The sequence below is a fragment of the Streptomyces omiyaensis genome, from assembly GCF_014650895.1.
Lineage (GTDB): Bacteria > Actinomycetota > Actinomycetes > Streptomycetales > Streptomycetaceae > Streptomyces > Streptomyces omiyaensis.
Genome location: NZ_BMVV01000047.1, coordinates 1 through 25899 on the forward strand (window position 1 = coordinate 1; position 25899 = coordinate 25899).

The 25899-nt window shown below is 73.3% G+C and carries 28 protein-coding genes and 1 tRNA gene; 14 read left to right on the forward strand and 15 right to left on the reverse strand.

What is annotated here, in order from left to right; translation table 11 throughout:
• The 4 genes from IE287_RS36580 to IE287_RS36595 form a co-directional block, all read left to right on the forward strand.
• Positions 1–510: sensor histidine kinase (locus tag IE287_RS36580; protein ID WP_373307979.1), on the forward strand; the 510-nt coding region annotated here is incomplete at its 5' end.
• On the forward strand, positions 507–1127 hold the full coding sequence (locus IE287_RS36585) for a response regulator (RefSeq protein WP_189853736.1): 621 nt from the start codon (positions 507–509) through the stop codon (positions 1125–1127). The genes IE287_RS36580 and IE287_RS36585, both read left to right, overlap by 4 nt.
• A 38-nt stretch (positions 1128–1165) precedes the next feature.
• Entirely contained in the window at positions 1166–2401 is a 1236-nt protein-coding gene (locus tag IE287_RS36590) for an FAD-dependent monooxygenase (protein WP_189853737.1), read from the forward strand.
• A gap of 46 nt (positions 2402–2447) precedes the next feature.
• Positions 2448–2948, forward strand: a complete 501-nt coding sequence (locus IE287_RS36595) for a hypothetical protein (protein ID WP_189853738.1) — start codon at positions 2448–2450, stop codon at positions 2946–2948.
• On the opposite strand, the gene IE287_RS36600 is transcribed toward IE287_RS36595, so the two are convergent.
• On the reverse strand, positions 2941–3627 hold the full coding sequence (locus IE287_RS36600) for a pentapeptide repeat-containing protein (RefSeq protein ID WP_189853739.1): 687 nt from the start codon (positions 3625–3627) through the stop codon (positions 2941–2943). The two genes, IE287_RS36595 and IE287_RS36600, sit on opposite strands and share 8 nt — an antisense overlap.
• A 114-nt stretch (positions 3628–3741) precedes the next feature.
• Between IE287_RS36600 and IE287_RS36605 the strand changes: the two genes are divergently transcribed.
• Entirely contained in the window at positions 3742–4740 is a 999-nt protein-coding gene (locus tag IE287_RS36605) for a zinc-binding dehydrogenase (protein WP_189853740.1), read from the forward strand.
• 34 nt (positions 4741–4774) lie between these two features.
• Here IE287_RS36605 and IE287_RS36610 read toward each other — a convergent pair whose 3' ends face one another.
• From IE287_RS36610 to IE287_RS36625, 4 genes are read right to left on the reverse strand one after another with little or no spacing between them, the layout of a single operon-like run.
• Positions 4775–5137 carry a hypothetical protein gene (locus IE287_RS36610; protein ID WP_229883979.1) on the reverse strand — a complete coding sequence of 121 codons (363 nt, stop codon included), beginning with the start codon at positions 5135–5137 and terminating at the stop codon, positions 4775–4777.
• A gap of 9 nt (positions 5138–5146) precedes the next feature.
• Positions 5147–5629, reverse strand: coding sequence for a GNAT family N-acetyltransferase (locus IE287_RS36615; protein ID WP_189853741.1), 483 nt, complete (start codon positions 5627–5629; stop codon positions 5147–5149).
• A 4-nt stretch (positions 5630–5633) separates the two neighbouring features.
• A complete protein-coding gene (locus IE287_RS36620) occupies positions 5634–6521 on the reverse strand; it encodes an aminoglycoside phosphotransferase family protein (protein WP_189853742.1) in 888 nt (295 codons plus the stop codon).
• Between the two features lie 20 nt (positions 6522–6541).
• The gene (locus IE287_RS36625; RefSeq protein WP_189853743.1) at positions 6542–7267 is read right to left on the reverse strand and encodes a DsbA family protein; all 726 of its coding nucleotides are present in this window, start codon (positions 7265–7267) and stop codon (positions 6542–6544) included.
• Positions 7268–7407: 140 nt separating this feature from the next.
• On the opposite strand from IE287_RS36625, the gene IE287_RS36630 reads away from it, so the two are divergent.
• Positions 7408–8820 (forward strand): NAD(P)/FAD-dependent oxidoreductase, encoded by a 1413-nt coding sequence (locus IE287_RS36630; protein WP_189853744.1) that lies wholly within the window; start codon positions 7408–7410, stop codon positions 8818–8820.
• Between the two features lie 88 nt (positions 8821–8908).
• Here the strand turns inward: IE287_RS36630 and IE287_RS36635 are convergent.
• A tRNA-Thr gene (locus tag IE287_RS36635) sits at positions 8909–8982 on the reverse strand.
• Positions 8983–9164: 182 nt separating this feature from the next.
• On the opposite strand from IE287_RS36635, the gene IE287_RS36640 reads away from it, so the two are divergent.
• The 3 genes from IE287_RS36640 (at position 9165) to IE287_RS36650 (ending at position 11653) form a co-directional block, all read left to right on the forward strand.
• Positions 9165–10262 (forward strand): ABC transporter ATP-binding protein, encoded by a 1098-nt coding sequence (locus IE287_RS36640; protein ID WP_189853745.1) that lies wholly within the window; start codon positions 9165–9167, stop codon positions 10260–10262.
• A gap of 211 nt (positions 10263–10473) precedes the next feature.
• The gene (locus tag IE287_RS36645; protein ID WP_189853746.1) at positions 10474–10890 is read left to right on the forward strand and encodes a hypothetical protein; all 417 of its coding nucleotides are present in this window, start codon (positions 10474–10476) and stop codon (positions 10888–10890) included.
• A gap of 46 nt (positions 10891–10936) precedes the next feature.
• Positions 10937–11653 (forward strand): nucleotidyltransferase family protein, encoded by a 717-nt coding sequence (locus IE287_RS36650; RefSeq protein ID WP_189853747.1) that lies wholly within the window; start codon positions 10937–10939, stop codon positions 11651–11653.
• A gap of 73 nt (positions 11654–11726) precedes the next feature.
• Here the strand turns inward: IE287_RS36650 and IE287_RS36655 are convergent, their stop codons facing one another.
• The 6 genes from IE287_RS36655 to IE287_RS36680 form a co-directional block, all read right to left on the reverse strand.
• Positions 11727–13286 carry a DoxX family protein gene (locus tag IE287_RS36655; RefSeq protein ID WP_189853748.1) on the reverse strand — a complete coding sequence of 520 codons (1560 nt, stop codon included), beginning with the start codon at positions 13284–13286 and terminating at the stop codon, positions 11727–11729.
• A 197-nt stretch (positions 13287–13483) separates the two neighbouring features.
• Positions 13484–14440, reverse strand: a complete 957-nt coding sequence (rlmB, locus tag IE287_RS36660; RefSeq protein ID WP_189853749.1) for a 23S rRNA (guanosine(2251)-2'-O)-methyltransferase RlmB — start codon at positions 14438–14440, stop codon at positions 13484–13486.
• A 90-nt stretch (positions 14441–14530) separates the two neighbouring features.
• Positions 14531–15928, reverse strand: a complete 1398-nt coding sequence (gene cysS / locus IE287_RS36665; protein WP_189853750.1) for a cysteine--tRNA ligase — start codon at positions 15926–15928, stop codon at positions 14531–14533.
• 85 nt (positions 15929–16013) lie between these two features.
• Complete coding sequence (gene ispF / locus IE287_RS36670; protein WP_189853751.1) at positions 16014–16511, reverse strand: 2-C-methyl-D-erythritol 2,4-cyclodiphosphate synthase; 498 nt, start codon at positions 16509–16511, stop codon at positions 16014–16016.
• Positions 16501–17250 carry a 2-C-methyl-D-erythritol 4-phosphate cytidylyltransferase gene (ispD, locus tag IE287_RS36675; RefSeq protein WP_189853752.1) on the reverse strand — a complete coding sequence of 250 codons (750 nt, stop codon included), beginning with the start codon at positions 17248–17250 and terminating at the stop codon, positions 16501–16503. Before ispD ends, ispF begins: the two co-directional genes overlap by 11 nt.
• Positions 17251–17517: 267 nt before the next feature.
• Positions 17518–18000 carry a CarD family transcriptional regulator gene (locus IE287_RS36680; RefSeq protein WP_003953493.1) on the reverse strand — a complete coding sequence of 161 codons (483 nt, stop codon included), beginning with the start codon at positions 17998–18000 and terminating at the stop codon, positions 17518–17520.
• Positions 18001–18726: 726 nt separating this feature from the next.
• Between IE287_RS36680 and IE287_RS36685 the strand changes: the two genes are divergently transcribed.
• Complete coding sequence (locus IE287_RS36685; RefSeq protein ID WP_189853753.1) at positions 18727–19332, forward strand: DUF461 domain-containing protein; 606 nt, start codon at positions 18727–18729, stop codon at positions 19330–19332.
• Between the two features lie 205 nt (positions 19333–19537).
• Here IE287_RS36685 and phoP read toward each other — a convergent pair whose 3' ends face one another.
• Together phoP and phoR are read right to left on the reverse strand one after the other, a co-directional pair.
• On the reverse strand, positions 19538–20218 hold the full coding sequence (gene phoP, locus IE287_RS36690) for a two-component system response regulator PhoP (RefSeq protein WP_189853754.1): 681 nt from the start codon (positions 20216–20218) through the stop codon (positions 19538–19540).
• A complete protein-coding gene (gene phoR / locus IE287_RS36695; RefSeq protein ID WP_189853755.1) occupies positions 20215–21495 on the reverse strand; it encodes a two-component system sensor histidine kinase PhoR in 1281 nt (426 codons plus the stop codon). The genes phoP and phoR overlap by 4 nt, the downstream gene beginning before the upstream one ends.
• Before the next feature lie 296 nt (positions 21496–21791).
• Between phoR and phoU the strand changes: the two genes are divergently transcribed.
• Positions 21792–22472, forward strand: a complete 681-nt coding sequence (gene phoU, locus IE287_RS36700; protein ID WP_030750464.1) for a phosphate signaling complex protein PhoU — start codon at positions 21792–21794, stop codon at positions 22470–22472.
• 125 nt (positions 22473–22597) lie between these two features.
• Positions 22598–22750 carry a hypothetical protein gene (locus IE287_RS36705; protein WP_189853756.1) on the forward strand — a complete coding sequence of 51 codons (153 nt, stop codon included), beginning with the start codon at positions 22598–22600 and terminating at the stop codon, positions 22748–22750.
• 123 nt (positions 22751–22873) lie between these two features.
• Here the strand turns inward: IE287_RS36705 and IE287_RS36710 are convergent, their stop codons facing one another.
• A complete protein-coding gene (locus tag IE287_RS36710; protein WP_189853757.1) occupies positions 22874–23341 on the reverse strand; it encodes a GNAT family N-acetyltransferase in 468 nt (155 codons plus the stop codon).
• Positions 23342–23488: 147 nt separating this feature from the next.
• On the opposite strand from IE287_RS36710, the gene IE287_RS36715 reads away from it, so the two are divergent.
• Both IE287_RS36715 and IE287_RS36720 read left to right on the forward strand, forming a co-directional pair.
• Positions 23489–24022: a hypothetical protein gene (locus tag IE287_RS36715; RefSeq protein ID WP_229883980.1), complete on the forward strand. Its 534-nt coding sequence runs from the start codon at positions 23489–23491 to the stop codon at positions 24020–24022.
• A 191-nt stretch (positions 24023–24213) separates the two neighbouring features.
• On the forward strand, positions 24214–25899 hold a 1686-nt coding region (locus tag IE287_RS36720; protein ID WP_189853759.1), incomplete at its 3' end, for a hypothetical protein.

Sequence of the window (25899 nt, forward strand, 5' to 3'; positions counted from 1 at the left end):
GGCACCGCCCGCCGCCACGTGCGGACCGCCGAGTCGATCGCCGAGCACAACCTCGCCGAGGCCCGCCGCTTCGTCCACGACCTCGCCCCCGCCGACCTCGCCGGGGGCGGCGGCCTGGAGCAGGCGCTGCGCGGACTCGCCGCGCGCGAGTCCGCCGACTTCCGGGTGGACGGCACGCCCGTGCCGCTGCCGGACCGGGCCCAGTCGGCGCTGCTGCGGATCGCCCAGGGGGCGCTCGCCAACATCCGCGAGCACGCCGCCGCCACCTCCGCCGCGCTCACCCTGACCTACCTCGACGACCAGGTGGTCCTGGACGTCGCCGACGACGGCAGCGGCTTCGACCCGTCCGCCCCGCGCGCCGACGAGGGCGTGCGCGGCCACGGCCTGCCCGCGATGCGGGTGCGGGCCCGGCAGCTGGGCGGCACGCTTACGGTGGAGTCGACCCCCGGCGAGGGCACGGTGCTCTCCGCCGCGATCCCCCTCGCACCCCCGACGGAGGCCCGCCCGTGACCGTACGCATCCTCCTCTGCGACGACCACGTCGTCGTCCGCGCCGGCCTGCTGGCCCTCCTCGGCTCCACCCCCGACATCGAGGTCGTCGGGGAGGCCGGCAGCGGCGAGGAGGCGGTCGCGATGGCCGCCAAGCTGAAGCCGGACGTGGTCCTGATGGACCTCCAGCTCGGCGCCGGCATCGACGGAGTGGAGGCGACCCGCCGGATCGCGCCCACCGGCGTCCACGTCCTGGTCCTCACCACCTACGACACCGACGCCGACATCACCCGCGCCATCGAGGCGGGCGCGACCGGCTACCTCCTGAAGGCCGAGCGGCCGGAGGAGCTGTTCGCCGCGATCCACGCCGCCGCCCAGGGCCGCACCGCGCTGTCGCCGCCGGTCGCGAGCCGGGTGATGGACCGGATGCGCGGCGCCGCCGGCCCGTCCCTCACCGACCGCGAGCGGGACATCCTCGGGCAGCTGGCCCACGGCCTCGGCAACAAGGAGATCGCCCGGGCGCTCTTCATCAGCGAGGCGACCGTCAAGACCCACCTCGGCCGCATCTACGCCAAGCTCGGCGTCGACACGCGCGCCGGCGCCGTGGCGGTCGCGAAGGAACAGCGCCTGCTCCCCTGAGGCTGCTACCGTGCGCTGTCGTTCCAGTGCACAGTGTCATGTTCTCCCTGGGAGCGCGCGTGAAGATCGCCGTCGTCGGTGGCGGGCCCGCCGGTTTGTACCTCTCGATCCTGCTCAAGCGGCAGGACCCCTCCCACGAGATCGCCGTGCACGAGCGGAACGCGGCCGGCTCCACCTACGGCTGGGGCGTCACCTACTGGGCCGGGCTCCTCGACAAGCTGCGGGCCGGCGACCCGGAGTCCGCCGACGCCGTCGCCGAGGCCTCGGTGACCTGGACCGACGGCCTCGCGATCGTCCGCGACCAGCGGACCGTGCACCGCGGCGACGCGGGCTTCGGCATCGGGCGCCGCCGGATGCTCGGCCTCCTCGCCGACCGGGCCGCCGAGCTCGGCGTGGAGCTCGCGTACGAGCGGCCGGTCACCGGCCCGGACGCGCCGGAACTGGCCGGCGCCGACCTCGTCGTCGCCGCCGACGGCGTCCACAGCGCCCTGCGCGAGGCCCACGCCGACCACTACGGCACCACCTTCACCACCGGCCGCAACCCGTACATCTGGCTCGGCACCAGCAAGGTCTTCGACTCCTTCAGCTTCGCCTTCAAGGAGACCGGGCACGGCTGGATCTGGTGCTACGCCTACGGCTTCAGCGGCGAGCGCTCCACCTGCGTCGTCGAGTGCGCCCCCGCCACCTGGACCGGCCTCGGCCTGGACACCATGCCCGAGGGCGACTGCCTGGCCCTCCTGGAGAAGCTCTTCCACGACCTCCTCGACGGCCACGAGCTGATCGGCCGCGACCGCGGCACCGAACCCGCCCAGTGGCTCCGCTTCCGCACCCTGACCACGAAGAACTGGCACCGCGGCCGGACCGTCCTGCTCGGCGACGCCGCCCACACCACCCACTACTCGATCGGCGCCGGCACCACCCTCGCCCTGGAGGACGCCCTCGCCCTGGCCGACGCCCTCCGCACCGGCCCCGCCGACCCCGCCGCCCTCGACGCCGCCCTCACCTCCTACGGGAAGCGCCGCCGCGCCGAACTCGTCTCCGCGCAGAGCGCCGCCCGCCTCAGCGCCCAGTGGTACGAGAACCTGCCCCGCTACATGGACCTGGAGCCGGACCGGATGTTCGCGCTCCTCGGCCAGCGCCACTCCCCGCTCCTGCCCTACGTGCCCCCGCAGCTCTACTACCGGATCGACCGCGCCGCCGGCCGCCTGGAGGCCCTGCGCCGCCTCAAGCGCTGGCTCGGCCCCCGGGTCGCGCGGGCCGTCCACCGCGGCTGAACCCGGGCGCCATGACACCGCCCCGGGGGCATGACACCATCGGGGCGTGCTCGACATCGGCTACTCCCTCTCCCGGCGCTTCCCCGACCCCCCGCAGACCGACTACCGGCGGGCGGACGTGCACGCGCTGCGGCACGACCTCTTCTGCGGGGACGTCTACCTCGCGGACACCAAGGAGGACCGGGAGGTCTCCACGGCCTGGGGATGGGTGCCCGTCCTCGACTTCGCGTGGGCGCTCTGCGACATCGTCGAGCAGGTCGACAGGGACCCGCGGGGCAGCCGCGCCTCCCGTCCCCAGTACGCGGAGCTCGACTTCACCGAGTCCTCGGACCGGATGCTCTTCGAGCGCCGCTTCGGCTGGGTCGACGTCGAGGCCGACTGGATGCCCGGCGAGGAGGCGCCGCTCACCTTCTCCCACACCGAACTGCGCCGCGAGGCCCGCGACTTCCTGCACGACCTGATCGCCGACCTCACCGACATGCACGAGGGCCTGGCGGACAACCCGGCCGTCTGGGACCTCCAGGCCCGCTTCCCCCGGGTCAGGTGACCTCCGGACGCGCCCAGTCCTCCACCCGCACCCCCAGCCGCGCCGCGAGCACCGGCGCCAGGTCGAGCAGCTGCGCCGAGGAGATCACCGCACCCGCCAGCGACTCCACCCCCCGCGCGATCTCCAGCCGGCGCACCCCGCGCAGGTCCACATCGGTCAGCTTCGCCCCCGAGACGTCCACCCCGACCAGCTCGCAGTCGACGAACGCGACCCGCTCCAGCCTCGCTCCGCCGAAGTCCGGCTCCACCAGCACGCACCCCTCGAAGACGACGTCCCGCAGACTCGCCGCCCGCAGGTTCGGGTAGTCCCACTTGCCGCCCCGCACCAGCACCCGCTCCCACACCGAACCGTGCAGCTGCGTCCCCCCGAACCGCGCCTCCACCACCTCGGCGTCCCGCAGCTGCGCCTGCGACAGGTCGGTCCCCACGCCCCGCACCGCCTCGATCCGCGAGTCCAGGAACCGCGCCCCCGTCAGCCGGGCCCCGTCCAGCGCGCACTCCCGCACCGCGCAGTCCAGGAACCGCGCCCCCTCCCCCGAGGCCCCCGCGAGGTCGAGCCCGGCCAGCTCCAGGCCGTCGTAGTCCCCGTCGGGCGCGAGCCCGTCCCCGTACGTCTCCAGGGGCGGCAGCCGCAGCTCCGGCCGCCGGGGCGGGCGCGGGCCGCTCGTCTTTCGCGTCATGCGCCCATCGTGGCGCACGCCACCGACAACCCGCCCTTGACCTCAAGCAAGGTCGAGGTACGAGCCTGGGGTCATCGCCCGCACGACCGCCCACGCGACGACAGGGGAACCGTCATGCACGCCGTCCGCCTCCACGCCTTCGGACCCGCCGAGAACCTCGTCTACGAGGAGGTGCCTGACCCGGTGCCCGGCCCCGGCCAGGTCCGGATCGCCGTCACCGCCGCCGGCGTCCACCTCCTCGACACCGCGCTGCGCGAGGGCCTGCCGGGCCCCTTCCCCGCCCCCGCCCCGCTCCCCACCGTCCCCGGGCGCGAGGTCGCCGGCACCGTCGACGCCCTCGGCGAGGGCGCCGACCCCTCCTGGCTCGGCAAGCGGGTCGTCGCCCACCTCGGCATGAACCCCGGCGGCTACGCCGAACTCGCCGTCACCGACGCCGCCCGGCTCCACGCCCTCCCCGGCCACCTCGGCGACGCCGAGGCCGTCGCCATGATCGGCACCGGCCGCACCACCCTCGGCATCCTCCTGTTCACCGAACTCGGCCCGGACTCGGTGGCGGTCGTGCCCGCCGCCGCCGGAGGCATCGGCACCCTCCTCGTCCAGTACGCGAAGAACGCCGGCGCCACCGTCGTCGGCCTCGCCGGCGGCCCCGCCAAGGTCGCCCGCGTCCGCGAGAACGGCGCCGACCTCGCCGTCGACTACACCCGCCCCGACTGGCCGGAGCGGGTCCGCGCCCACCTCGGCGACCGCACCGCCACCGTCGTCTTCGACTCCGTCGGCGGCGACACCGGACGCGCGGCCGTCGACCTCCTCGGCACCGGCGGACAGCACCTCGTCTTCGGCTGGTCCGGCACCGGACTCCACGACGGCCGGGCCCTCACCTTCACCGAGGAGGAGCTGACCGCCCGGGGCATCACCTCCGGCTCCGTCCTCGGCCCGGTCATGATCCGGAAGGCCGGCGGCGACGTCCGCGCCCTCGAAGTCGCCGCCCTCGCCGCCGCCTCCGACGGCACCCTCCGCCCCGCCGTCCACCGCTTCCCCCTCGCCGAGGCGGCGAAGGCCCACCGCGCCCTGGAGACCCGGGGCACGACGGGCAAGGTGGTCCTGGTGCCCTGAGCGGGGACGACGGGGCCGACGGGCCCGCCCGGGATCAGACCCCGAGCACGTCCCAGGAGTGCGCCTTGAACTCCTTGCGGAAGTCCTCGTGGTCCTCCCACATCCGGGCGATGGAGCGCAGCGCGTCCCAGTTGTGCTCCAGCGCCTGGTCCACCACCTGGCGCAGCTCCGGCGCCGTCTCCCGCTTCTCCACCAGCCCCGTGACCTGCGAGGCCGCCTGCACCGTGTAGCGCAGCGCCCGCAGGGCCCGGGAGGTGTCGTCCATCCCGAAACCGTGGTCGCTGCCGTTCGAAGGGTCGAAGAGCGGGGTCAGGCGGTCCTCGATGAAGGCGGTGATCCGCCGGAAGCGGGCCTCGACGCCCATGTCGTCGCCGTGGTTGCCGTGATCGTTGCACATGGGGACTTCCTACACCCTCCCCCGCCCGCCCAGCGCCGCCAGGGCCCCGTCCGTCAGGCGGTAGACCGACCACTCGGCCTGCGGACGGGCGCCCAGCGCCTCGTAGAAGGCGATCGACGGCGCGTTCCAGTTCAGGACCGACCATTCCAGGCGCTCGTAGCCCCGCTCCCCGCAGATCCGGGCCAGCTCGGTCAGCAGCGCCTTGCCGTGGCCGCCGCCCCGCGCCTCCGGACGGACGTACAGGTCCTCCAGATAGATGCCGTGCACCCCGCGCCAGGTCGAGAAGCTGAGGAACCACAGCGCGAAGCCGACCGGTTCGCCCTCCCCGTCCTCGGCGATGTGGGCGTAGGCGGCGGGCCGCTCGCCGAAGAGCGCCTCGTGGAGCTGCTCCGGGGTCGCCCGGACCTCGTCGAGGGCCTTCTCGTACTCCGCGAGGTCACGGATCAGGGCGTGGATGACGGGGACGTCGGCCGGGGTGGCGGTACGGATCATGGGGTCAGCGTGCCAGCAGCGCCCGGGCGATGACCACCTGGCCGGCGTCGAGCTCCGGCTCGCCGTCCTCGACGTCCCACAGCCCGTTCTGCAGCACCCGGCCCAGCGTCCACGCCAGCGCCCGCCCCCGGTCGAGGGCGAGCCGCTCGGTGAGCAGGTCGAAGCGCCACCGGAGCGCGGCCGGGTCCGGGTTCCACAGGTCGGTCAGGGCCGGCAGCAGCTCGAAGCCCGGGTCCCCGGAGAGCGGCTTCGGGTCGATGACCAGCCACGGCTCCCGCTCCGCCCCGAGCACGTTGTCGTAGTGCAGGTCCCAGTGGAGCAGCCGGTCCCCCGGCTCGCCCACCACCTCCCGCACGGCGGCGGCGCAGTCCCGGAGCAGCGCCGCGTCCCGCGCGCCCAGCCGGGCCGCCGCGGCCGGCGTCTGCGCGAGCATCCCGGCGGCGATGTCGTCGAGCCGCCGCAGCCCCGGCGGCGCCGGCCGGTCCGAGAGCCGCGCGAGCAGCCCGGCCAGGATCCGCACGGCCTCGCGCTCGTCCCCGAGCCGGGACAGGTGGCACCGGTGGTCGGCCCGTTCGAGGAGCATCGTGCCCGTCTCCGGATCGTGCTCCAGCAGACGGACGGCCCCGTCGCCGCCCCACGCGCGCAGCGCGACCGGCTCGCCCTCGCTCTCCTCGTCGAGCAGCTGGAGCTTGAGCGCCGCGGGCGTGCCGTCCGCCCGCCGGACGGGCAGCACCAGGGAGGCCGCCCCGTGCAGCGAGGGGCCGTCGAGCCGCAGCCCCCACCGGCCGAGGAAGTCCCCGGCCAGGCCGGGCAGCCCGGCGATGAACGCCCGCCCCGCCCCGCCGTTGTACTTCGCCTGGGAGACCGCGAGTTCCTCGGGTACGTCGATCACCCCCCGACCCTACGGGCCGGTCACCCCCGGGCGCGGTCCAATATCCGCCCGAACGCCCCGGCGTCGTACAGACCCGTCCCGGCGTCCAGCGCCTTCCCGTCCACCACCACGGAGGGCGTGCCGCCGACCCCGGAGTCCTGGAACGCCCGCTCCGCGGCCGCCACCCACGCCCGGTGGCTCCCGTCGCGCACCGCCGCGTCGAAGGCGTCGCTCCGCAGCCCCTCCACCCGGCCGGCGATCCTCAGCAGGTGGTCGGCGGTGAACGCCTCCTCCGTCCCGTCCGCCGGCTGCGAGGCGAACAGCGCCGCCTGGAACGCCGCGAACTTCCCCGGCCCCGCGTCCGCCGCCGCCCGCAGCGCGTTCGCCGCCCGCGCCGACGCCGTACCGCCCGTGCGCGCGTCGAGGAACGACGCCACCACGTACTCGACCTTCAGCTCGCCCCGCGCGGCCCGCTCGGCCAGCACCGTGCCCCCGCTCGCCTCGAACTCGGCGCAGTGGGGACAGCGCGGGTCCGCGTAGACCGTCACCGTGCGCGGAGCGTCCGCGTCACCGACGACGATCTTCGTACCCTCCACCGCCGACGGCAGCACGCTCAGCGTCGCCGCGTGCGCCTCCGGCGCCACCGCCACCCGGTCCGCCGCCCCCCGCGACCCCCCGTCCCCCGACGAACACCCCACCGCCGCAAGGCCGATGAGACCCGCGGCGGCCACGGCCACGAGGGCACGCCGAGTCCTGCGCACAGACATGGGGGATCCTTCCGGAGCGACGAAATCCGCACTCCCGAACCTAGGCGCGCCCCCACCGCCCGCCGGCCGCCGAAAGACCCGTATCCAGAGGACCAACGCCCCCGGTAGCCTCCCGCCACGCACCGGGAAGAGGGACAGGCATGAACAGCAGTACGGGCAGCAACGGCGGCACGGTCAACGGCGGCATCTCGTTCTGGTTCGCGCAGGAGGGCCTGCCGGACCCCCGCGAGCCGCTGCCCGGCGACCGCACCGCGGACGTCTGCGTCGTCGGCGGCGGCTACACGGGCCTGTGGACCGCCTACTACCTGAAGAAGGCCGCCCCCTTCCTCGACATCGTCGTCCTGGAGGCCCGCTTCTGCGGCTACGGCGCCTCCGGCCGCAACGGCGGCTGGCTCTACAACGGCATCGCCGGCCGCGACCGCTACGCCGCGCTGCACGGGCACGAGGCCGCCGTCCGCCTCCAGCACGCCATGAACGCCACCGTCACCGAGGTCCTCGACGTCCTCGACGCCGAGAAGATCGAGGCCGACCAGCACCGCGGCGGCGTCCTGGAGGTCGCCCTCTCCCCGGCCCAGCTGGCCCGCCTCAAGGAGTTCCACGCCGCCGAGCACGCCTTCGGCGAGGCCGACCGCGAGATCTACGGGGCCCGCGAGACCGCCGAGCGCATCCGCGTCGCCGGCGCCGTCGGCTCCTCCTGGACCCCGCACGGGGCCCGTCTCCACCCCGTGAAGCTCGTCCACGGCCTGCGCGCCGCCGTCGAGGCCCTCGGCGTCACGATCCACGAGTCGACCCCGGTCACCGAGATCAGGCCGAAGCACGCCGTCACCCCCTACGGCACCGTCCGCGCCCCCTACGTCCTGCGCTGCACCGAGGGCTTCACCGCCTCCCTGGCCGGCCAGCGCCGCACCTGGCTCCCCATGAACTCCTCCATGATCGCCACCGAACCGCTCACCGACGCCCAGTGGGACTCGATCGGCTGGAACGGCCTGGAGACCCTCGGCGACATGGCGCACGCCTACATGTACGCCCAGCGCACCGCCGACGGACGCATCGCGCTCGGCGGCCGCGGCGTCCCCTACCGCTACGGCTCCCGGACCGACAACGACGGCCGCACCCAGCCGCAGACCATCGAGGCCCTCCGCGAGGTCCTCGTCCGCTTCTTCCCCCAGCTCGCCGGCGTCCGCGTCGACCACGCCTGGTCCGGCGTCCTCGGCGTCCCCCGCGACTGGTGCGCCACCGCCACCCTCGACCGCTCCACCGGCATCGGCTGGGCCGGCGGCTACGTCGGCTCCGGCGTCGCCACCACCAACCTCGCCGCCCGCACCCTCCGGGACCTCATCCGGCAGGACTCCGGCCAGGGCGGCGCCACCGAGCTCACCACCCTCCCCTGGGTCGGCCACAAGGTCCGCAAGTGGGAACCCGAGCCCTTCCGCTGGCTCGGCGTCCAGACCATGTACGCCGCCTTCCGGGGCGCCGACCACCGCGAGTCCACCACCCACCGGGCCACCACCGACCCCGTGGCCCGCTGGGCCAACCGCATCGCGGGCCGCTGACGCCCGCCCCGCCGCGACCGGCACCCGGCCCGCCCGGCGACGACGAAGGCCCCGGCCCCCTCGCGGGGGCCGGGGCCTCGTCGTACGGAGCCGCCTGTCGGAATCGAACCGACGACCTCAAGATTACAAGTCAAGCGCTCTAGCCAACTGAGCTAAGGCGGCAGCGAGTGCAGTGTAACCAACCCCGCACGGCACCCGGCCGGAAATCTCACGCCCCCCGAACTGCTGACAGATCCGGCGGCGCCAGGTAGCGTCGAGCGGAGTTCACCCAGGTGGACTAGACCTCAACTCTTCCTTTACTCGGATCGTCCGGCACGTTCCTGCCGGTGAAGGGAAGCATCACCATGGCTTCTGTGACGTTCGACAAGGCCACCCGTATCTACCCGGGTGCCACCAAGCCCTCCGTCAACCAGCTCGACATCGAGATCGCGGACGGCGAGTTCCTCGTCCTCGTCGGCCCCTCGGGCTGCGGCAAGTCGACCTCCCTGCGCATGCTCGCGGGCCTGGAGGACGTGAACGGCGGCGCGATCCGCATCGGCGACCGCGACGTCACCCACCTGCCGCCGAAGGACCGGGACATCGCCATGGTGTTCCAGAACTACGCGCTCTACCCGCACATGTCCGTCGCCGACAACATGGGCTTCGCGCTCAAGATCGCCGGCGTCAACAAGAGCGAGATCCGCGCGAAGGTCGAAGAGGCCGCGAAGATCCTCGACCTCACCGAGTACCTGGACCGCAAGCCGAAGGCGCTCTCCGGCGGTCAGCGCCAGCGCGTCGCCATGGGCCGCGCCATCGTCCGCGAGCCGCAGGTCTTCCTCATGGACGAGCCGCTGTCGAACCTCGACGCCAAGCTCCGCGTCTCGACCCGTACCCAGATCGCCGGCCTCCAGCGCCGCCTCGGGATCACCACGGTCTACGTCACCCACGACCAGACCGAGGCCCTCACCATGGGCGACCGCGTCGCCGTGCTGAAGGACGGCCTGCTCCAGCAGGTCGACACCCCGCGCAACATGTACGACAAGCCCGCCAACCTCTTCGTCGCCGGCTTCATCGGCTCCCCGGCCATGAACCTGATCGAGGTCCCGATCACCGAGGGCGGCGTGAAGTTCGGCAACAGCATCGTCCCGGTCTCCCGCGACGCGCTCGCCACCGCCGCGGCCAACGGCGACACCACGGTGGTCGTCGGCGTCCGCCCCGAGCACTTCGACGTCTCGGGCCCGACGAGCAAGGACGGCGTCGCCGTGACGGTCAACGTCGTCGAGGAGCTCGGCTCCGACGGCTTCGTCTACGGCTCGACCCGCGTCGACGGCGAGGACAAGGACATCGTCATCCGCGTCGGCGGCCGCGAGATCCCCGCCAAGGGCTCCACGCTCCACGTCGTCCCGCGCGCCGGCGAGCTGCACGTCTTCTCCAAGTCGACGGAGCAGCGCATCAGCGAGTGACGCCGACCTGAAACGGTCGGTGGCGAACGGCCCCGTGTCCCTTGCGGATGCGGGGTCGTTCGTTTAAACGGGCTTACCCCGGAAAACCCCGGCATTCGGGGCCCTCCCCACCGCCCGCCGTCAACACGGGATTCGAAAAGGCGCCTCGAACCGTCCCTCGCGAGAGTGACTAAATGTCGCCATATCACTACCGCCCGCTACGCTCGCCTGCGTGACGCACACTGCCCGCCGTATCGGCCGCTCCCTCGCCCTCGTCCTGCCCGTCGTCCTGGTCCTGTCGGGAACGCTCGCGGTGTCCGCCGTCCCGTGGGCCGGCCAGGACTCCGACGGCCAGATGCTGACCGCCTCCTCCGCGGACGTCTCCACCCGCGCCAAGTCCCGCGCCCCGCAGGACGTGCTGCGCGACCGGCTCCTGGCCGAGCTCCAGGAGAAGGACCCGGGGGTCGCCCTCACCCACCTCCAGCGCGAGGTGGAGAACCGCCCCTCGCTCGCCGAGCACTGCGTGTCCATCGCCCGCGCCCTCGGCCGCGCCGCCGTCGAGCACTACGGCCCCGCCCGCGCCCAGTCCTTCTCCCGCCCGGTCTGCGACACCTCGTACGCGACCGGCGTGATGCGCTCGACGAGCTGAGCGCCGTCACCGCGCCCGTGCCCGCGGGGCACCTATCGTTCCCCGTATGCACACCTCTCCGACGCAGGCCGTGGTCCTGGCGGGCGGCCAGGGCTCGCGACTGCGCCCCTACACCGACGACCGCCCCAAGCCGATGGTCGAGATCCCGGGCACCGGGACCCCGATCATCGGCCATCAGCTGTCCTGGCTGGCCGCCGAGGGCGTGACCGACGCCGTCGTCTCCTGCGGCCACCTCGCCGAGGTGCTCCAGGAGTGGCTGAGGGAGGCGGACCTCCCCCTGAAGGTGACCACGGTCGTCGAGACCGAACCGCTGGGCCGCGGCGGCGGCCTCAAGTACGCCGCCGCCCACCTGCCGGAGCCGGACCGGCCCTGGTACGCCACGAACGGCGACATCTGGACCCGCTTCTCCCTGCGCGAGATGGCCGCCTTCCACGAGGAGCGGGACGCCACCGCCACCCTCGCCCTGGCCCGCCCCCGGATCCCGTGGGGCGCCGTCGAGACCGACACCTTCGGGCACATCACCGACTTCGTCGAGGCGCCGCCGTCGCCGTTCCTCATCAACGCCGGCGTGTACGTCTTCTCCCCCGCCTTCACCGAGCTGCTGCCCGACCTCGGGGACCACGAGCGGACCACCTTCCCCCGCCTCGCCCGCGAGCGGCGCCTGGCCGGCTTCCCGCTGCCCCAGGGGGCGTACTGGAGGGCCATCGACACCGCCAAGGACCTGACGGAGGCCGCCAAGGAGCTGGCCGCCCAGCGCCTCTGACGCACCGTGCACGACGAAGGCGGCACCGCCCCCGGGTGGGGACGGTGCCGCCTCTCTCGTACGGGCTCCGGGCTCAGCCCAGCAGGCCGCCGATCGGGTTCCGCGGGGCCTCGCCGCCGCCGGTGGTCGACTCCTCGGTGGGCGTCTCCTGACTGGGGGTGCCGGAGGAGGAACCGCCGGAGGAGGAACCGGAGCTGCCGCTCGGGCCGTCGCTGGTCGCCGGGGGCGGCGCGGGCTTCGACTCGGCCGGCGTCCGGCTGCTCGTGGTCCCGCCGGTGCCGTTCGTGGCGGTCGGCCGGCGCTCCTGCGTGGGGGACGCGCCGGAGCCGGTCTCCGTCGGCCGGGTCGCCTCCCGGGTCTCCTCCCGCTCCTCGCGGGCCTCGGTGGTCGTCGAGGCGGAGGGCGCGGGGCGCTCGCCGCGCGGCGACTGCGAGGGGGTGCGGCGGCGCTCCGGCTCGGTCGGCAGCGGCTGGCCGGGCAGGTGGTTGATGGGGTCGTCGTTCGGGCCGGGGACGGTCACCATCTCGGTGGAGCGGACCGCGCCGCCGAGGACCGAGCCGATCAGCAGGGTGAGGCCGACGGCCACGGAGGCGAAGAGGGTCGAGCGGCGCGCCACCCGGCGGCGCAGCTCCCACAGCTCCGCGCGCGGCCCGAGGGTGCGCCAGGCCTCGCCCGCGAGGCGGCCGTCGATCGAGTAGACCGGGGCGCCGGCGATGATCAGCGGCGACCAGGCGGCCAGGTAGATGATGTCGGGCGCGTCGTAGACGGGGACGGTCCGCCAGCTCACGGTGAGGATCAGCGCGGCCGACAGGAGCGCGCCGACCACGGCGGCGACGCGCTGCCAGAGGCCCAGGATCGTCAGGACGCCGACGACGACCTGGAGGAAGGCGACGGTCAGTCCGGCGCCGACCGGGTGCTGGAGCGCGAAGTCCCGCAGCGGCTCGGCGAGCGGCCACGGGTGCAGCTGGGTCAGCCACTTGACCATGGAGCCGCGCTCGCCGCCGTCGAAGTAGACGGGGTCGCAGAGCTTGCCCATGCCGGCGTAGACGGAGATGAAGCCGAGGAAGACGCGGAGCGGCAGCAGCACCACTCCGAGGTTCATCCGCCGTCCCGGGTAGTAGGCGTGGCGGACCGGGTCGGACCCGGGCCGCTGCGGGGCGGGCCGGGCCTCCTCGTACTCCGCCGCCTCGGGCCGCATCTCGTACACGTCGTCGTAGGCGCCCTCGGCCCGCCGCATGGGCGGCAGGATCGGGGCGGCGCCCGCGGGCACGACGGGGGTGGGCATCGTGTCGTCGATGCGCGGGATGGTCTGGGTGGCCGGCTCCAGCGTGGAGACCCCGGCGCCGGGGGCGGCCGAGGACTCGCGCACGGCCTGGAGGAGTCCGGTCGCACCCGGGGTGGCCTTACCGGTCCACACGACGGGTCGGCGGCGCGGCGCCCCCGCTCCGCCGGCGCCGGAGAGGGCGCCCGCGCGCGGGCCGGCGGCGAACTTCGGCTGCTGGGCCGGCGCGAGCCGCACACGGAAGCTGGCGTGGTTCACGATCACCTGGGCGGGATCGGAATCCACTTTGACCATGCTCAGCGCGGGCTGGTCGTCGAACCCCGGCCGGGGCGTTCTGGTGTCCACACTCATCTAACCGAGTGACGCGGGGTTAGGACACTGCCTTGACAAGCGGGAAATGTCCGAGACCCGTCAAGATCATCGACCGGGGCAACTGGCGCGCGAAGGAGGGGGGTTGCCGGCGCCGGCGCACGCGCCGCGCACGGCGACGGTCCGCCGCGACGCTTCGTCGCGGCGGACCGGGGGTGTGCCGGGCCGGGGGCCGGGGGTCAGGCCATGCGGCGGCGGGCGGCCTCGTAGAGGACGACGCCGGCGGCGACGCCGGCGTTGAGGGACTCCGCGCCGCCCGGCATCGGGATGCGGACGAGGAAGTCGCAGGTCTCGCCGACGAGGCGGGAGAGGCCCTTGCCCTCGGAGCCGACCACGATGACGACGGGGCCTTCGAGGGCCTCCAGCTCGTGGACCTCGGCGTCGCCGTCGGCGGCGAGGCCGACGACGGTCAGACCCGCCTTCTGGTACTCCTGCAGGCAGCGGGTCAGGTTGGTGGCGCGGGCCACCGGGGTGCGGGCGGCGGTGCCGGCCGAGGTCTTCCAGGCACCGGCGGTCATGCCGGCGGCGCGGCGCTCGGGGACGACGACGCCGTGGCCGCCGAAGGCGGAGACGGAGCGGACGACGGCGCCGAGGTTGCGCGGGTCGGTGACGCCGTCGAGGGCCACGATGAGCGGGTCCTCGTTCTCGTCGTAGGCGGCCGCGGCGAGGTCCTCGGGGTGCGCGTACTCGTAGGGCGGGACCTGGAGGACGAGGCCCTGGTGGTTCAGGCCGTTGGTCATCCGGTCCAGCTCGGGGCGCGGCGCCTCCATGATGTTGATGTTGCCGCGGCCGGTGGCGAGGTTGAGGGCCTCGCGCACGCGCTCGTCGTTGTCGATGAACTGCTGGACGTAGAGGGTCGTGGCGGGCACGCCGTCGCGCAGCGCCTCGAAGACGGGGTTGCGGCCGACGACCATCTCGGCCTGGCCCTTGCCGCCGCGGCGGGCGACGGGCTTGCGCTTGGCCGCGTTCCGGGCCATCGCGTTGGAGACGCGGAACGCCTTGTGGCCCTTGCGGTCCTCGGCCTTGGGCGTCGGGCCCTTGCCCTCCAGGCCGCGGCGTCGCTTGCCACCGCTGCCGATCGTCGCACCCTTCTTGTTCGACGTACGACGTCCCCTGCGCTGGCTGTTCCCGGCCATGACTGCTACCTGTTTCTCTAACTGCGTGCGTACAGAAGTCTGTAAGTGAAGTGTGCCGCCCAGGGCTCCGGGCGGCACGTCTTCGGCGTTCTATCGGTTGGCGATGGTCCAGCGGGGGCCGTCGGGGCCGTCCTCGATGGAGAGGCCCGACTGGGTGAGCTGGTCGCGGATGGCGTCGGCGGTGCCCCAGTCCTTGCGCTCGCGGGCCGCCTCGCGCTGCTGGAGCACGAGCCGGACCAGGGTGTCGACGACGCCGTGGAGCTCCTCGTCGCCGCCGGACCCCTCGGCCCACCGGGGGTCGAGCGGGTCCAGGCCGAGGACGCCGAGCATGGCGCGGACCTCGGCGAGGCGGGCGATGGCCTCGTCCTTGTCGTCGGCGCCGAGGGCGCTGTTGCCCTGGCGGACGGTGGTGTGGATGATCGCCAGCGCGTGCGGGACGCCGAGGTCGTCGTCCATGGCCTCGGCGAAGGCCGGCGGCACCTCGGCGGCGGGCGGGACGGTCCGTCCGGCCTTCTCGGTGGCGCGCTGGACGAAGCCCTCGATGCGGCCGAAGGCGGCCTCGGCCTCGCGCAGGGACTCCTCGCTGTACTCGATCATCGAGCGGTAGTGCGGGGTGCCCAGGTAGTAGCGGAGGACGATGGGGCGCCAGTTCTTCACCATCTCCGAGACGAGGACGGAGTTGCCGAGCGACTTCGACATCTTCTCGCCGCTCATGGTGACCCAGGCGTTGTGCACCCAGTACCGGGCGAACTCGTCGCCGAAGGCCTTGGCCTGGGCGATCTCGTTCTCGTGGTGGGGGAAGATCAGGTCGAGGCCGCCGCCGTGGACGTCGAAGGCGGAGCCCAGGTACTTGTGGGCCATGGCCGAGCACTCCAGGTGCCAGCCGGGACGGCCGCGGCCCCACGGGGTCTCCCAGTCGGGCTCGCCGGGCTTGGTCGCCTTCCACATGGCGAAGTCGCGGGGGTCGCGCTTGCCGGAGACGCCCTCGTCGGGCTGGCGGAGGTCGTCCAGGTCCTGGTTGGAGAGCTGGAGGTAGCCGGGGAAGGAGCGCACGTCGAAGTAGACGCTGCCGTCGGCCTCGTAGGCGTGGCCGCGCTCGATGAGGCCGCGCATCATCTCGATCATCTCGGGGACGTGACCGGTGGCGCGGGGCTCGTACGTGGGCGGCAGGCAGCCGAGGGCGTCGTAGCCGGCGTTGAAGGCGCGCTCGTTCTCGTAGCCGATCGACCACCAGGTGCGGTCCTGGTCCCGCCCCTTGGCGATGATCTTGTCGTCGATGTCGGTGACGTTGCGGACGAACGTGACGTCGTAGCCGCGGTAGGCGAACCAGCGGCGCATGATGTCGAAGTTCAGCCCCGACCGGATGTGCCCGATGTGGGGGGCCGCCTGGACGGTGGCGCCACAGAGGTAGATCGAGACGCAGCCCGGCGTGAGCGGGGTGAAGTCACGGATCTGCCGGGCGCTGGTGTCGTACAGGCGAATAGTCACGCCTCCCAGGGTAGTGGGCGTGTGGTAGTGCCCCGCGACCGATTCCCGGTCGCGGGGCACGTTTTTCGTCGGCTCCGGCGCGGGGCTAGCTCCGGACGGCGTAGACGAGGGCGGTCGCGAGGGCGGCGAGCCCCTCGGCGCGGCCGGTCAGGCCGAGTCCGTCGGTGGTGGTGCCGGAGACGGAGACGGGGGCTCCGGCGGCGGCGCTCAGCGCCTTCTGGGCCTCGTCGCGGCGCTTGCCGATCTTGGGGCGGACGCCGACGACCTGGACCGCGATGTTGCCGATCTCGTACCCCTCGGCGCGGACGATCCGGGCGGCCTCGGCGAGGAGGGTGGTGCCGGAGGCGCCGGCCCACTCGGGGCGGGAGGTGCCGAAGTGGGCGCCGAGGTCGCCGATGCCGGCGGCGGAGAAGAGGGCGTCGCAGGCGGCGTGGGCGGCGACGTCGCCGTCGGAGTGCCCGGCGAGGCCGTACTGCTCGTCCTCCCAGAGGAGGCCGGCGCACCAGAGCTCGCGGCCCTCCTCGAAGGCGTGGACGTCGGTGCCGATGCCGACGAGCGGGACGAGCGGCGTGTCAGAAGCCATCGTTGGCCCTCCTGCGGGCGAGTACGGCCTCGGCGAGGACGAGGTCGAGGGGGCGGGTGACCTTGAAGGCCTCTTCGTGGCCGGGCACGACGACGACGGGCGCGCCGAGCCGCTCGACCATGCCGGCGTCGTCGGTGGCGCCCTCGCCGGCGAGGGCGATGGTGGCGTGGGCGTTCACCAGGGTGTCGTGGTCGAAGCCCTGGGGGGTCTGGACGGCGCGGAGCCGGGCGCGGACCGGGGTGGCGACGACCTGCTCGGGGTCGCCGGGGGTGCCGGCCGGCTCGACCTCCTTGACGGTGTCGGCGACGGGCAGCGCGGGGACGACGGCGACGGCGCCGTCGCGGACGGCCTCGATGACGGAGTCGACGGTGTCGACGGGGACCAGGGGGCGGGCCGCGTCGTGGACGAGGACGGTGGTGATGCCGTCGGGGAGCGCCTTGAGGCCGAGGTGGACGGACTCCTGGCGGGTGTCGCCGCCGGCGACGACGAGGTAGTCGGTGCGCTCGGGGAGGGCGTGGTCGTCGAGGAGGTGCTTCACCTCGGCGACGCCGTCGGCGGGGGCGACCACGACGACGAGGGAGACCGCGCGGGAGGCGGCCATCGCGCGGACGGCGTGGACGAGCATGGGGGTGCCGCTGAGCGCGCGCAGCGCTTTGGGGGCTCCCGGGCCGAGGCGTACGCCCCGTCCGGCGGCCGGGATCACCACGGCGGTACGACGGGGACGCACTTCGTCTGACATCGGTTGCACTCCGGCAGGTTTGTTTCCGCGGGCGACGTGGGTATGGCGTCAGCAGGCTTTGACACGACGCCTCGACCGGGCCCTTTCCGTGACAACGGTCGAGGCGTCGCCGTGCGGGAGCCGCTGGTCGCCGGGCTCGATGGGGAGGGTAAGGACAAGAGGAGACGAACATGCCGCAGTGCCCGGCGACGGCGCTGTGGAATCCAGGATTCACAGCACGTCGGCGGGCACCGCGGCATTACTGCTGGGCATGGTGTGCGCCAGGTGTCAGGACGCGAGCACCTCGTCGAGGAGGGCCTCGGCCTTGTCCTCGTTCGTGTTCTCCGCGAGCGCCAGCTCGCTCACCAGAATCTGCCGAGCCTTGGCGAGCATGCGCTTCTCGCCCGCGGACAGACCGCGCTCGCGCTCACGCCGCCAGAGGTCGCGGACCACTTCGGCGACCTTGATGACATCGCCGGAGGCGAGCTTCTCGAGGTTCGCCTTGTAGCGACGGGACCAGTTCGTCGGCTCTTCGGCGTACGGCGCGCGCAGCACCTCGAAGACCCGGTCCAGCCCGTCCTGCCCGACAACGTCGCGCACGCCTACGAACTCCGCGTTGTCCGCCGGTACGCGAACCGTCAGGTCGCCCTGCGCGACCTTGAGCACCAAGTAGGTCTTGTCCACGCCTTTGATCTGGCGAGTTTCGATGGCCTCGATCAGCGCGGCCCCGTGATGGGGATAGACCACGGTGTCGCCAACCTTGAACGTCATGTGACAGGTACCCCTTCCGTGGCTATCCAGGGTAACACGGAAACTGCTTCTTCTGAATGGCGTTTCCGCAGGTCAGGGCATATCTCGGGGCTTGACAAGTGCGTCGCCCGCGTGCTGCGGAGGGCTTCCGGAAGGCGGTATTCGCAGGTCGGAGCGGCTGCGTCGACGGAGAGAAACGCGCACGTTACACACATCCGGGACCCGCCAGGTCGGGTGTTATGTCCTAGTTCATCCTGCCAGGAGTGGCCTCCTTCACGTACTCCGTTCGAGGATCGGCCACCCGTACGGAGGGATCGCGTCGAGAATCCGAAATTGATCAGCTCACGCCCCACCCGTGCTTTTCCGTAAGGGAAGGCATGCGGAATGCGACGTGCGCGTCGAAATTGATCACGCCGGTTATGTGAACGCGGGGTCAATGGGATGTGATCCGGCCACCGCACGGCCACCGCACCGCCGCCACGCCGCCACCACGCCTTCCCCACGCCTCGCCCACGCCGTCGCCGCTCCTCCCCCCGCGCGGGCCGCCGCGCGGCCGGCGCGCCGCGGGGCCCGGCGGGGCCGGGGGCACGCACCGGACGCTAAGGGGCGGGTCGGGTGCGGGACGGAGAGTGCGGCTCGGTAACCTGAACGCGCTGACGCACCTTTAGCCGGTCTTTAGCACCCCTGGTACCGCCAGTACCCCACCGGTACCTCTCCTGTCCGTACGTCCTAGGAGTTGCCGCCGCCGTGAGCCGCAGCCTTCGACGCGGCGCCCTCGCCGCCACCGCCATCGTGTTCTCGATCGGCGCACTGTCCGCCTGCGGGGCGGGCAACGACGCCCAGACGCTCGGCGTCCGGCCGGACAACGCCGCCGTCACGGTGGACGACGTCAAGATCCAGAACGCGCTCGTCATCACCCAGCCGACCCCCGGCGCCAAGGGCCCGGCCGTCGTCTCGGCCACCGTCTTCAACAACGGCCGCGCCCCGCAGACGCTGGAGTCGATCAGCCTGCCCGGCAGCAACGCGTCGGTCGTCCTCAAGTCCGCGAAGGGCAGCGGCCCGGTCGTCGTCCCGGCCGGCGGCTCCGTCGTCATCGGCGGCGAGGGCAACGCCTCCGCCACGATCGAGAACGGCCACGAGGCCGCGAAGAACGGCGACGCCCAGAAGGTCGTCTTCAAGCTCAGCGAGACCGGCGACGTCTCCCTGGCGGCCTTCGTCGTCCCGTCGACGAGCTACTTCAAGGAGTTCGGCCCGACCGAGATCCCGCTCCCGCCGTCCGCCACCCCGTCCGCCGAGGCCTCGGCCGAGGCCGGCGAGCACGGCGCCGAGGGCGGCGAGTCCTCCGGGCACTGACCCCCGGCTCTCCGCAGTACGCGCAAGAGGGCGCCCCCCGGCCGGGGGGCGCCCTCTTCGCATGCCTGCTTCCCGCGGGATTCCGCACGACGCGGACCGGCGCCGGGCGGCACGGGCCGTCACCCGGTGGCGGGGCCCGTCACCCGGTGGCGCGGCCCGTCATCCGGGTGTCCCGTCCGGCCCGGGGGCCGGCCCGCCGGCCTTCCTACGGCTCGAACTTGTAGCCCAGGCCGCGGACCGTCACCAGGTAGCGCGGGGCACCCGGGTCGGGCTCGATCTTGGCGCGGAGGCGCTTGACGTGGACGTCGAGGGTCTTGGTGTCACCGACGTAGTCGGCGCCCCAGACGCGGTCGATGAGCTGCATGCGGGTGAGGACGCGGCCCGCGTTGCGCAGCAGCATCTCCAGGAGGTCGAACTCCTTCAGGGGGAGGTCGATCTTGCCGCCGGCGACCGTCACCACGTGCCGGTCGACGTCCATGCGGACCGGGCCGGCCTCCAGGGCCGCCGGGGTGACCTCCTCCGGCTCGCCGCGCCGGCGCAGCACCGCGCGGATGCGGGCGACCAGCTCGCGGGAGGAGAAGGGCTTCGTCACGTAGTCGTCGGCTCCTATCTCCAGCCCGACGACCTTGTCGATCTCGCTGTCCTTCGCGGTCACCATGATGACCGGGACGTTGGAGCGCCCCCGCAGCTGCCGGCAGACCTCCGTACCGGGCAGGCCCGGCAGCATCAGGTCGAGGAGGACGAGATCCGCTCCGTTGCGCTCGAACTCGTCGAGGCCGTCGGGGCCGGTCGCCGCCACGGCGACCTCGAACCCCTCCTTGCGGAGCATGTACGACAGGGCGTCGCTGAAGGATTCCTCATCCTCGACGACAAGGACTCGGGTCACGGAAGGACCTCCGGTGCAGGAAGCGGTTCGGTCATGAGATCGGGGGTGAGGGAGGCGGGGGTCCGGCGGTCCCTCGCGGAGCCCGCCTCGGGCAGCCGCAGGGTGAAGGTGGAGCCCTGACCCTCGGTGCTCCAGACCGTGACCTCGCCGCCGTGCGAGGCGGCCACGTGCTTGACGATCGCGAGCCCGAGCCCCGTACCGCCGGTGGCACGCGAGCGTGCCGGGTCGACGCGGTAGAAGCGCTCGAAGATCCGCTCGCGGTCCTTCTCCGGGATGCCGATGCCCTGGTCGGTGACGGCTATCTCGATGAGGTCCCCGCCGGGCGCGGCCACGCGGCGGGCGGCGATGCCCACGCGGGTCCGTGCCGGCGAGTAGTTGACGGCGTTCTCGACCAGGTTGCCGAGGGCCGCGGCGAGCTGGCCGCGGCTGCCCCAGACGAACAGCTCGGCGGAGCCGGCCTCCCGTCTCCCGCCACCGCCCTGCTCGTGCCCTTCGGGCGCCCACACGTTCGAGACCATGGTGATCTGCTTGGTGGAGGCCGGGTGCCGCGAGCGGTCGATCGCCTCGGCGACCAGCTCGTCGACGGAGACCGGCTCGGAGTCCTCCAGCGGGTCGTCGTTCTGCACCCGCGAGAGGTCGATGAGCTCCTGGACCAGATTGGTCAGCCGGGTCGCCTCGATCTGCATCCGGCCCGCGAAGCGCATGACCGCCTCGGGGTCGTCCGAGGCGTCCATGACGGCCTCGGAGAGCAGCGAGAGCGCCCCGACGGGGGTCTTCAGCTCGTGGCTCACGTTCGCCACGAAGTCCCGGCGGACCGCTTCGATGCGGCGGGCCTCCGTCAGGTCCTCGACCAGGAGCAGCACGAGCCGGGAGCCGAGCGGGGCGACCCGCGCGGAGACCGCGAGGGCCTCGCCGCGGCCGCCGCCGCGCCGGGGCAGGTCCAGCTCGACCTGTCGTATCTCCCCGTCCCTGCGGGTGTCGCGGGCCATGTTGAGCATCGGCTCCACGGCCAGCTTCCCGCCGCGGACGAGCCCGAGGGCGTACGCCGCCGAGCTGGCCTTCACCACGGAGTCGCTCTCGTCGAGGACGACCGCGGAGGAGCGCAGCACGGAGAGCACGGTGTCGACGCCGGGCGGCAGCACGGCGTCGGTGTGCAGGGAGGTCCGGGTGGGCCGCGCCTGGTCGCGCTCGCTCCAGCGGAACGCCAGCATGGCGATCACGCCGGTACACACGCCGGCGATCGCTGCCAATGCGGCGACCGCCGCGTTCACGTCCATGCCATCCAGGTTATGCGTGGTCACGCACGCTCTCCCAGCCGTCCGAGTGGCTGCTCGAACACTCGTCGCTCAGAGTTCACCCTGGGGACGGGGCCGGTTCATTTGCCCCGGGAGCCACGGGCCCTCGCGTCGCCCAGAGTTCACCTTCACGCCAAGGCCGGTTCACGTGAGGGGATGGAGCCGGACGCACAGGGGGCCGAACGTGGGAGCGTGGGGTCCGGAACGACCACCCGATGAGGCGAGCACTCCCGAAGTGGGCGCCGACGAAGAGAGCACTGCCGGAGAGAGGGACATCCATGCGGGACGCGTACCACGAGGAACTTGATTCGATCGGCGAGGGCCTGGTCGAGATGGCCCGCCTGGTCGGGTCGGCGATCGGTCGCGCCACCACGGCGATGCTCGACGCGGACCTGAAGCTCGCGGAGAGCGTGATCGCCGCGGACCAGAAGGTCGACGACCTCCAGCACGACCTGGAGGCCCGGGCGATAGCGCTGCTCGCCCGCCAGCAGCCGGTGGCGACGGACCTGCGGATCGTGGTCACCTCGCTGCGGATGAGCGCCGACCTGGAGCGCTCGGGCGACCTGGCCCAGCACGTGGCCAAGCTGACCCGGCTGCGCTTCCCGGACCGGGCGGTCCCCAACGACCTGCACGCGACCATCCTCCAGATGGGCCAGCTCGCGCAGCGCCTGATGGCCAAGGCCGCCGAGGTCATCATCACCAAGGACGTCGACCTGGCGATGCAGCTGGAGCAGGACGACGACGAGATGGACCTGCTGCACCGGGCGCTCTTCCAGCACCTGATGGACGACCGGTGGAAGCACGGCATCGAGACGGCCGTGGACGTGACGCTGCTGGGCCGGTACTACGAGCGGTTCGCCGACCACGCGGTGTCGGTGGCGAAGCGCGTCGTCTACCTGGTGACGGGCGAGCACGCGGACGAGCTCCAGCCGACGGACACGCCGGTCGAGGGCGCGTAGGCGCGCCAGGGAGCGGACGGGGGCGCACGGGAGCGCGGGGCTTCCGTGCGCCGTTGATGCGCCGGTCCCGGCGGGCATGGAATGGGGGCGAGGGACGATCCGCGTCCCGCGAGGGAGGGACCCCCATGGCCGATTCCCCCATCACGACCGACACCCCGGCGGACGCCCCGCGCGAGCGGACGCACCTCCCCGTCCTGGGCGCCTGCGGCTGCGGCTCCGGCTGCGGCTGCGGCTGCCAGTCGGGGGCGCCGTGCCAGTGCGGCGGCTGCTCGGGCTGACGCGCGGGGAGGGGAGGGGGAGGGGGAGAGGGCTGAGCCCGGTCACCCTCTCCCTCCCCCTCTCCCCTTCTCCTCACGGGCCCCTTCTCCTCACGGGCCCTTCGCCCCACGGGCCCCCCTTCCTCAGAGGTCGAGCACGCCGACGGTCTGGCCGCCGCTCTTCTCGCCGGTGGCGCGGAACCCGAGCCGGCGGTAGAACTCCCCGGGCCCGTCCCCGCCGGGCTCCCAGGTCACGTACATCCGGTCGGCCCCCCGGCGGCGCAGCTCCTCGGCGACGGCCTCGACGGCGAAGCGGCCGTACCCCGCGCCCTGGGCGTCGGCGGAGATGTTCAGCCGCCAGAGTCCGCTGCGCCGGTCGCCGGGGTCCTTCTTCTCGTCCCAGACGATGTCGAGGAAGGCCATGACGAAGCCGACGAGCCGGTCGCCGTCGAGGATCAGCCGGGGCCAGGCGGTCTCCCCGTACGCGTACGCCTCGGCCAGCGACTTCGTGACGGGCGCGACGTTCCTCTCCTGGTGGGGGTGGACCCGCAGGGCGAGGGCGGCGTCGACGGTGGCGGGGGTGACCCGCTCCAGGCGCGGTGATCGTGTCATGCGCAGGACGGTAATCGGAGCGGCGGTACGACGTCTGCTCGAAAAAGGCTCCCCCGCTCGCGCCCGCACGCCCCCGATCCCCCTCCACCTCGGATTACCGCCGGTCACCCCTGGGCATCGCCGCCTCCGCTCGCCAGAATGACCGGCATGCCCTCCGCGCGAGCGACCCTCCTGACAGCGGCGGCGGCCGGTGCGGCCGCGCTGGTGCTGACGGGCTGCTCACCGGCGCCGGCCGGACTCGCGGGCGTCTCCGTGACGGAGGACGGCACCCCGCTCGGCGTGCTCCTGATGTGCCACGACCACGTGGACGGGGCGATGCTCTACCCCGACGACGTGCCGAAGGAGTCCCGGGAGATCACGGGCGACTGGCGGCACGACGGTCCGGTCACCGGCTTCACCTCCTGGCCCCTGATGCAGACCTCGGGGGCGCCCGCGGCCGAGCGCTGGACCGAGGAGAGCCGGACGGCCCGCCTGGAGAAGGGCCGCAGCTACCGCCTCGCGGGCTGGACCGAGGACGGCTCCTGGTCGGCCACGCCGGTCCGCTTCACCCCGGAGGACCTGGCCCGCCTGAAGCCCGGCCAGGTCCGCTACACCCTCGACGGCGAGATCCGCGTCTCGTCCCTCGACGACTTCCGCGACCGGGCCTGCGACGAGGCGGCGGGCGGCCCCGAGGAGCACTGACGCGCCCCCCGGACGGGCCCGGACGACCGGGCCGGCACGCGTACGGGACCCCCGGACACCGGGTGCCCCACAGAGGTCGTACAACCTTTCGGCCCGGACAGGGATCTCACGGAGCGACGCGACGAAGGCCAGGCGTCGATCCGAGCCCCCGGGAGGAACCTTTGCTGTCCCGATCCACGACCCGACGGGGCGTGTCCGCCGCGATCACCACCGTCCTCGCCGCCACGCTCGGCGCGGGCGTCCTCACCGCCCCGGCCGGTGCCGCCTCCCTGCCCGCCGCGGTGCCGGCCGAGACGGGCACGCAGGCCGCGCCCGTCACCTACCCGAACGCCGGCATCCTGACCGCCGTCGGAAAGACCGGCTTCCTGGCCCACGCCTGGGTGGACGGCCGGCGCCTGCTCCAGTGGGTCCGGTACGCGGACGGCGCGGTCACCACGCTCGACGCGCCGGTGGCCGACTCCACCGGCACCGACGTGATCATGACCGGGAAGGGGTCGACCCCCGCCCGCTCCCTGGTGCTGCAACTGCGCGACATGGCCCCCGGCGGCGGCACCGTCACCATGGACCTCCGTCCGCTGAACGCCACCTACGTCAAGGCCGTCTCCCCGGACACGATCCTGGCGAAGGTGACGAAGGCCGACGGCTCCGTGGAGCTGCACCTGGTCACCAGCGCCGGCGGCACCCTCACCCAGCGGCCGGTCCAGGGCCTCCCGGCCGACGCCACCGCGTACCTCTCCTCCACCCCCGCGCGCGACGGCTCGGTCCTGCTCACGTACTCCCTGCGGGACGGGACGGCGTGGAAGAGCGAGCTCGCCGTGGTGGACCTCGCCACCGCGAAGGCGACCTCCGTCCACCGGCCCGCCTCCCGCGCCGGGCAGGCCGCGTTCTCCGCCACCCACCTGGTGTGGGTGGACGGGAGCAAGGTCCACTCCGAGGACCGCGCCACCGGCGCGGAGACCGTGACCGACTTCGGTTTCGACCCCGACGAGAGCAGCATGGTCGTCGGCCTGCTGGACTCGTGGCAGCTGTACGGGACCTGGACGAGCCTGGAGGGCGACGGCACGGGCAACACCCCGGCGTACGTGCCCTTCACCGCGAAGTCCCTGGCCTCGGGGCGGACGGTCGAGCTCCTCGACTACGCCGACGGGTCCGTCATGCCCGGCCCCGGCAACACGGCGTACGTGCGCGGCGGCACCGTCGAGCACGGTGACGGGCTCTACCGGATCTCGATCGGCGCGGACGGCGTGCCGACCGCGCAGGCGGTCGCCGTCACCGGGAGGCCGGTGGCCCTGCGCCACCTCGGCGCGCAGATCCCGCGGCCGTTCGACCTCGCCTCCCGGATGTCCCTCCGGTGGAGGATGTCCCGGGACAACGCCGACGTCGACCTGAGGATCACCCACCGGGCGACGGGCAAGTCCTTCTCGAAGACGCTGCACCTCTACACCGAGTCCGCCGGCAGCCCCTACCTCTTCGACCGAGGCGAGTTCGGTGTCGACTGGGCGGACGTGGCGGCCGAGTCCGAGATGGGCCGGGACGCCGCCACCGGGACCTACGACTGGTCGTTCACGGCCCGCCCCCAGAACGGCGTCGGCCCGGACCTGAAGGCCTCCGGCAGCTTCACCGCCGTCAAGAACGCCGCCACCCAGCACGACCTCGGCTGGAACGGCAGCCCCGACCTGCTGGCCCGGGACACCGCGGGCGTCCTGTGGTGGGCCGACACCAGGTTCGACGCCGCCGCCGGAACCCTCGTCCCGCGCTACTCGTCCACCAAGGTCGGCGGCGGCTGGCAGGCCTACGACCGGATCGAGGTGCTCGGCTCGGTCGGCTCCGGCCCCTCCGACTTCGTCGCCCGCGACAAGACGGGCACGCTCTGGCTG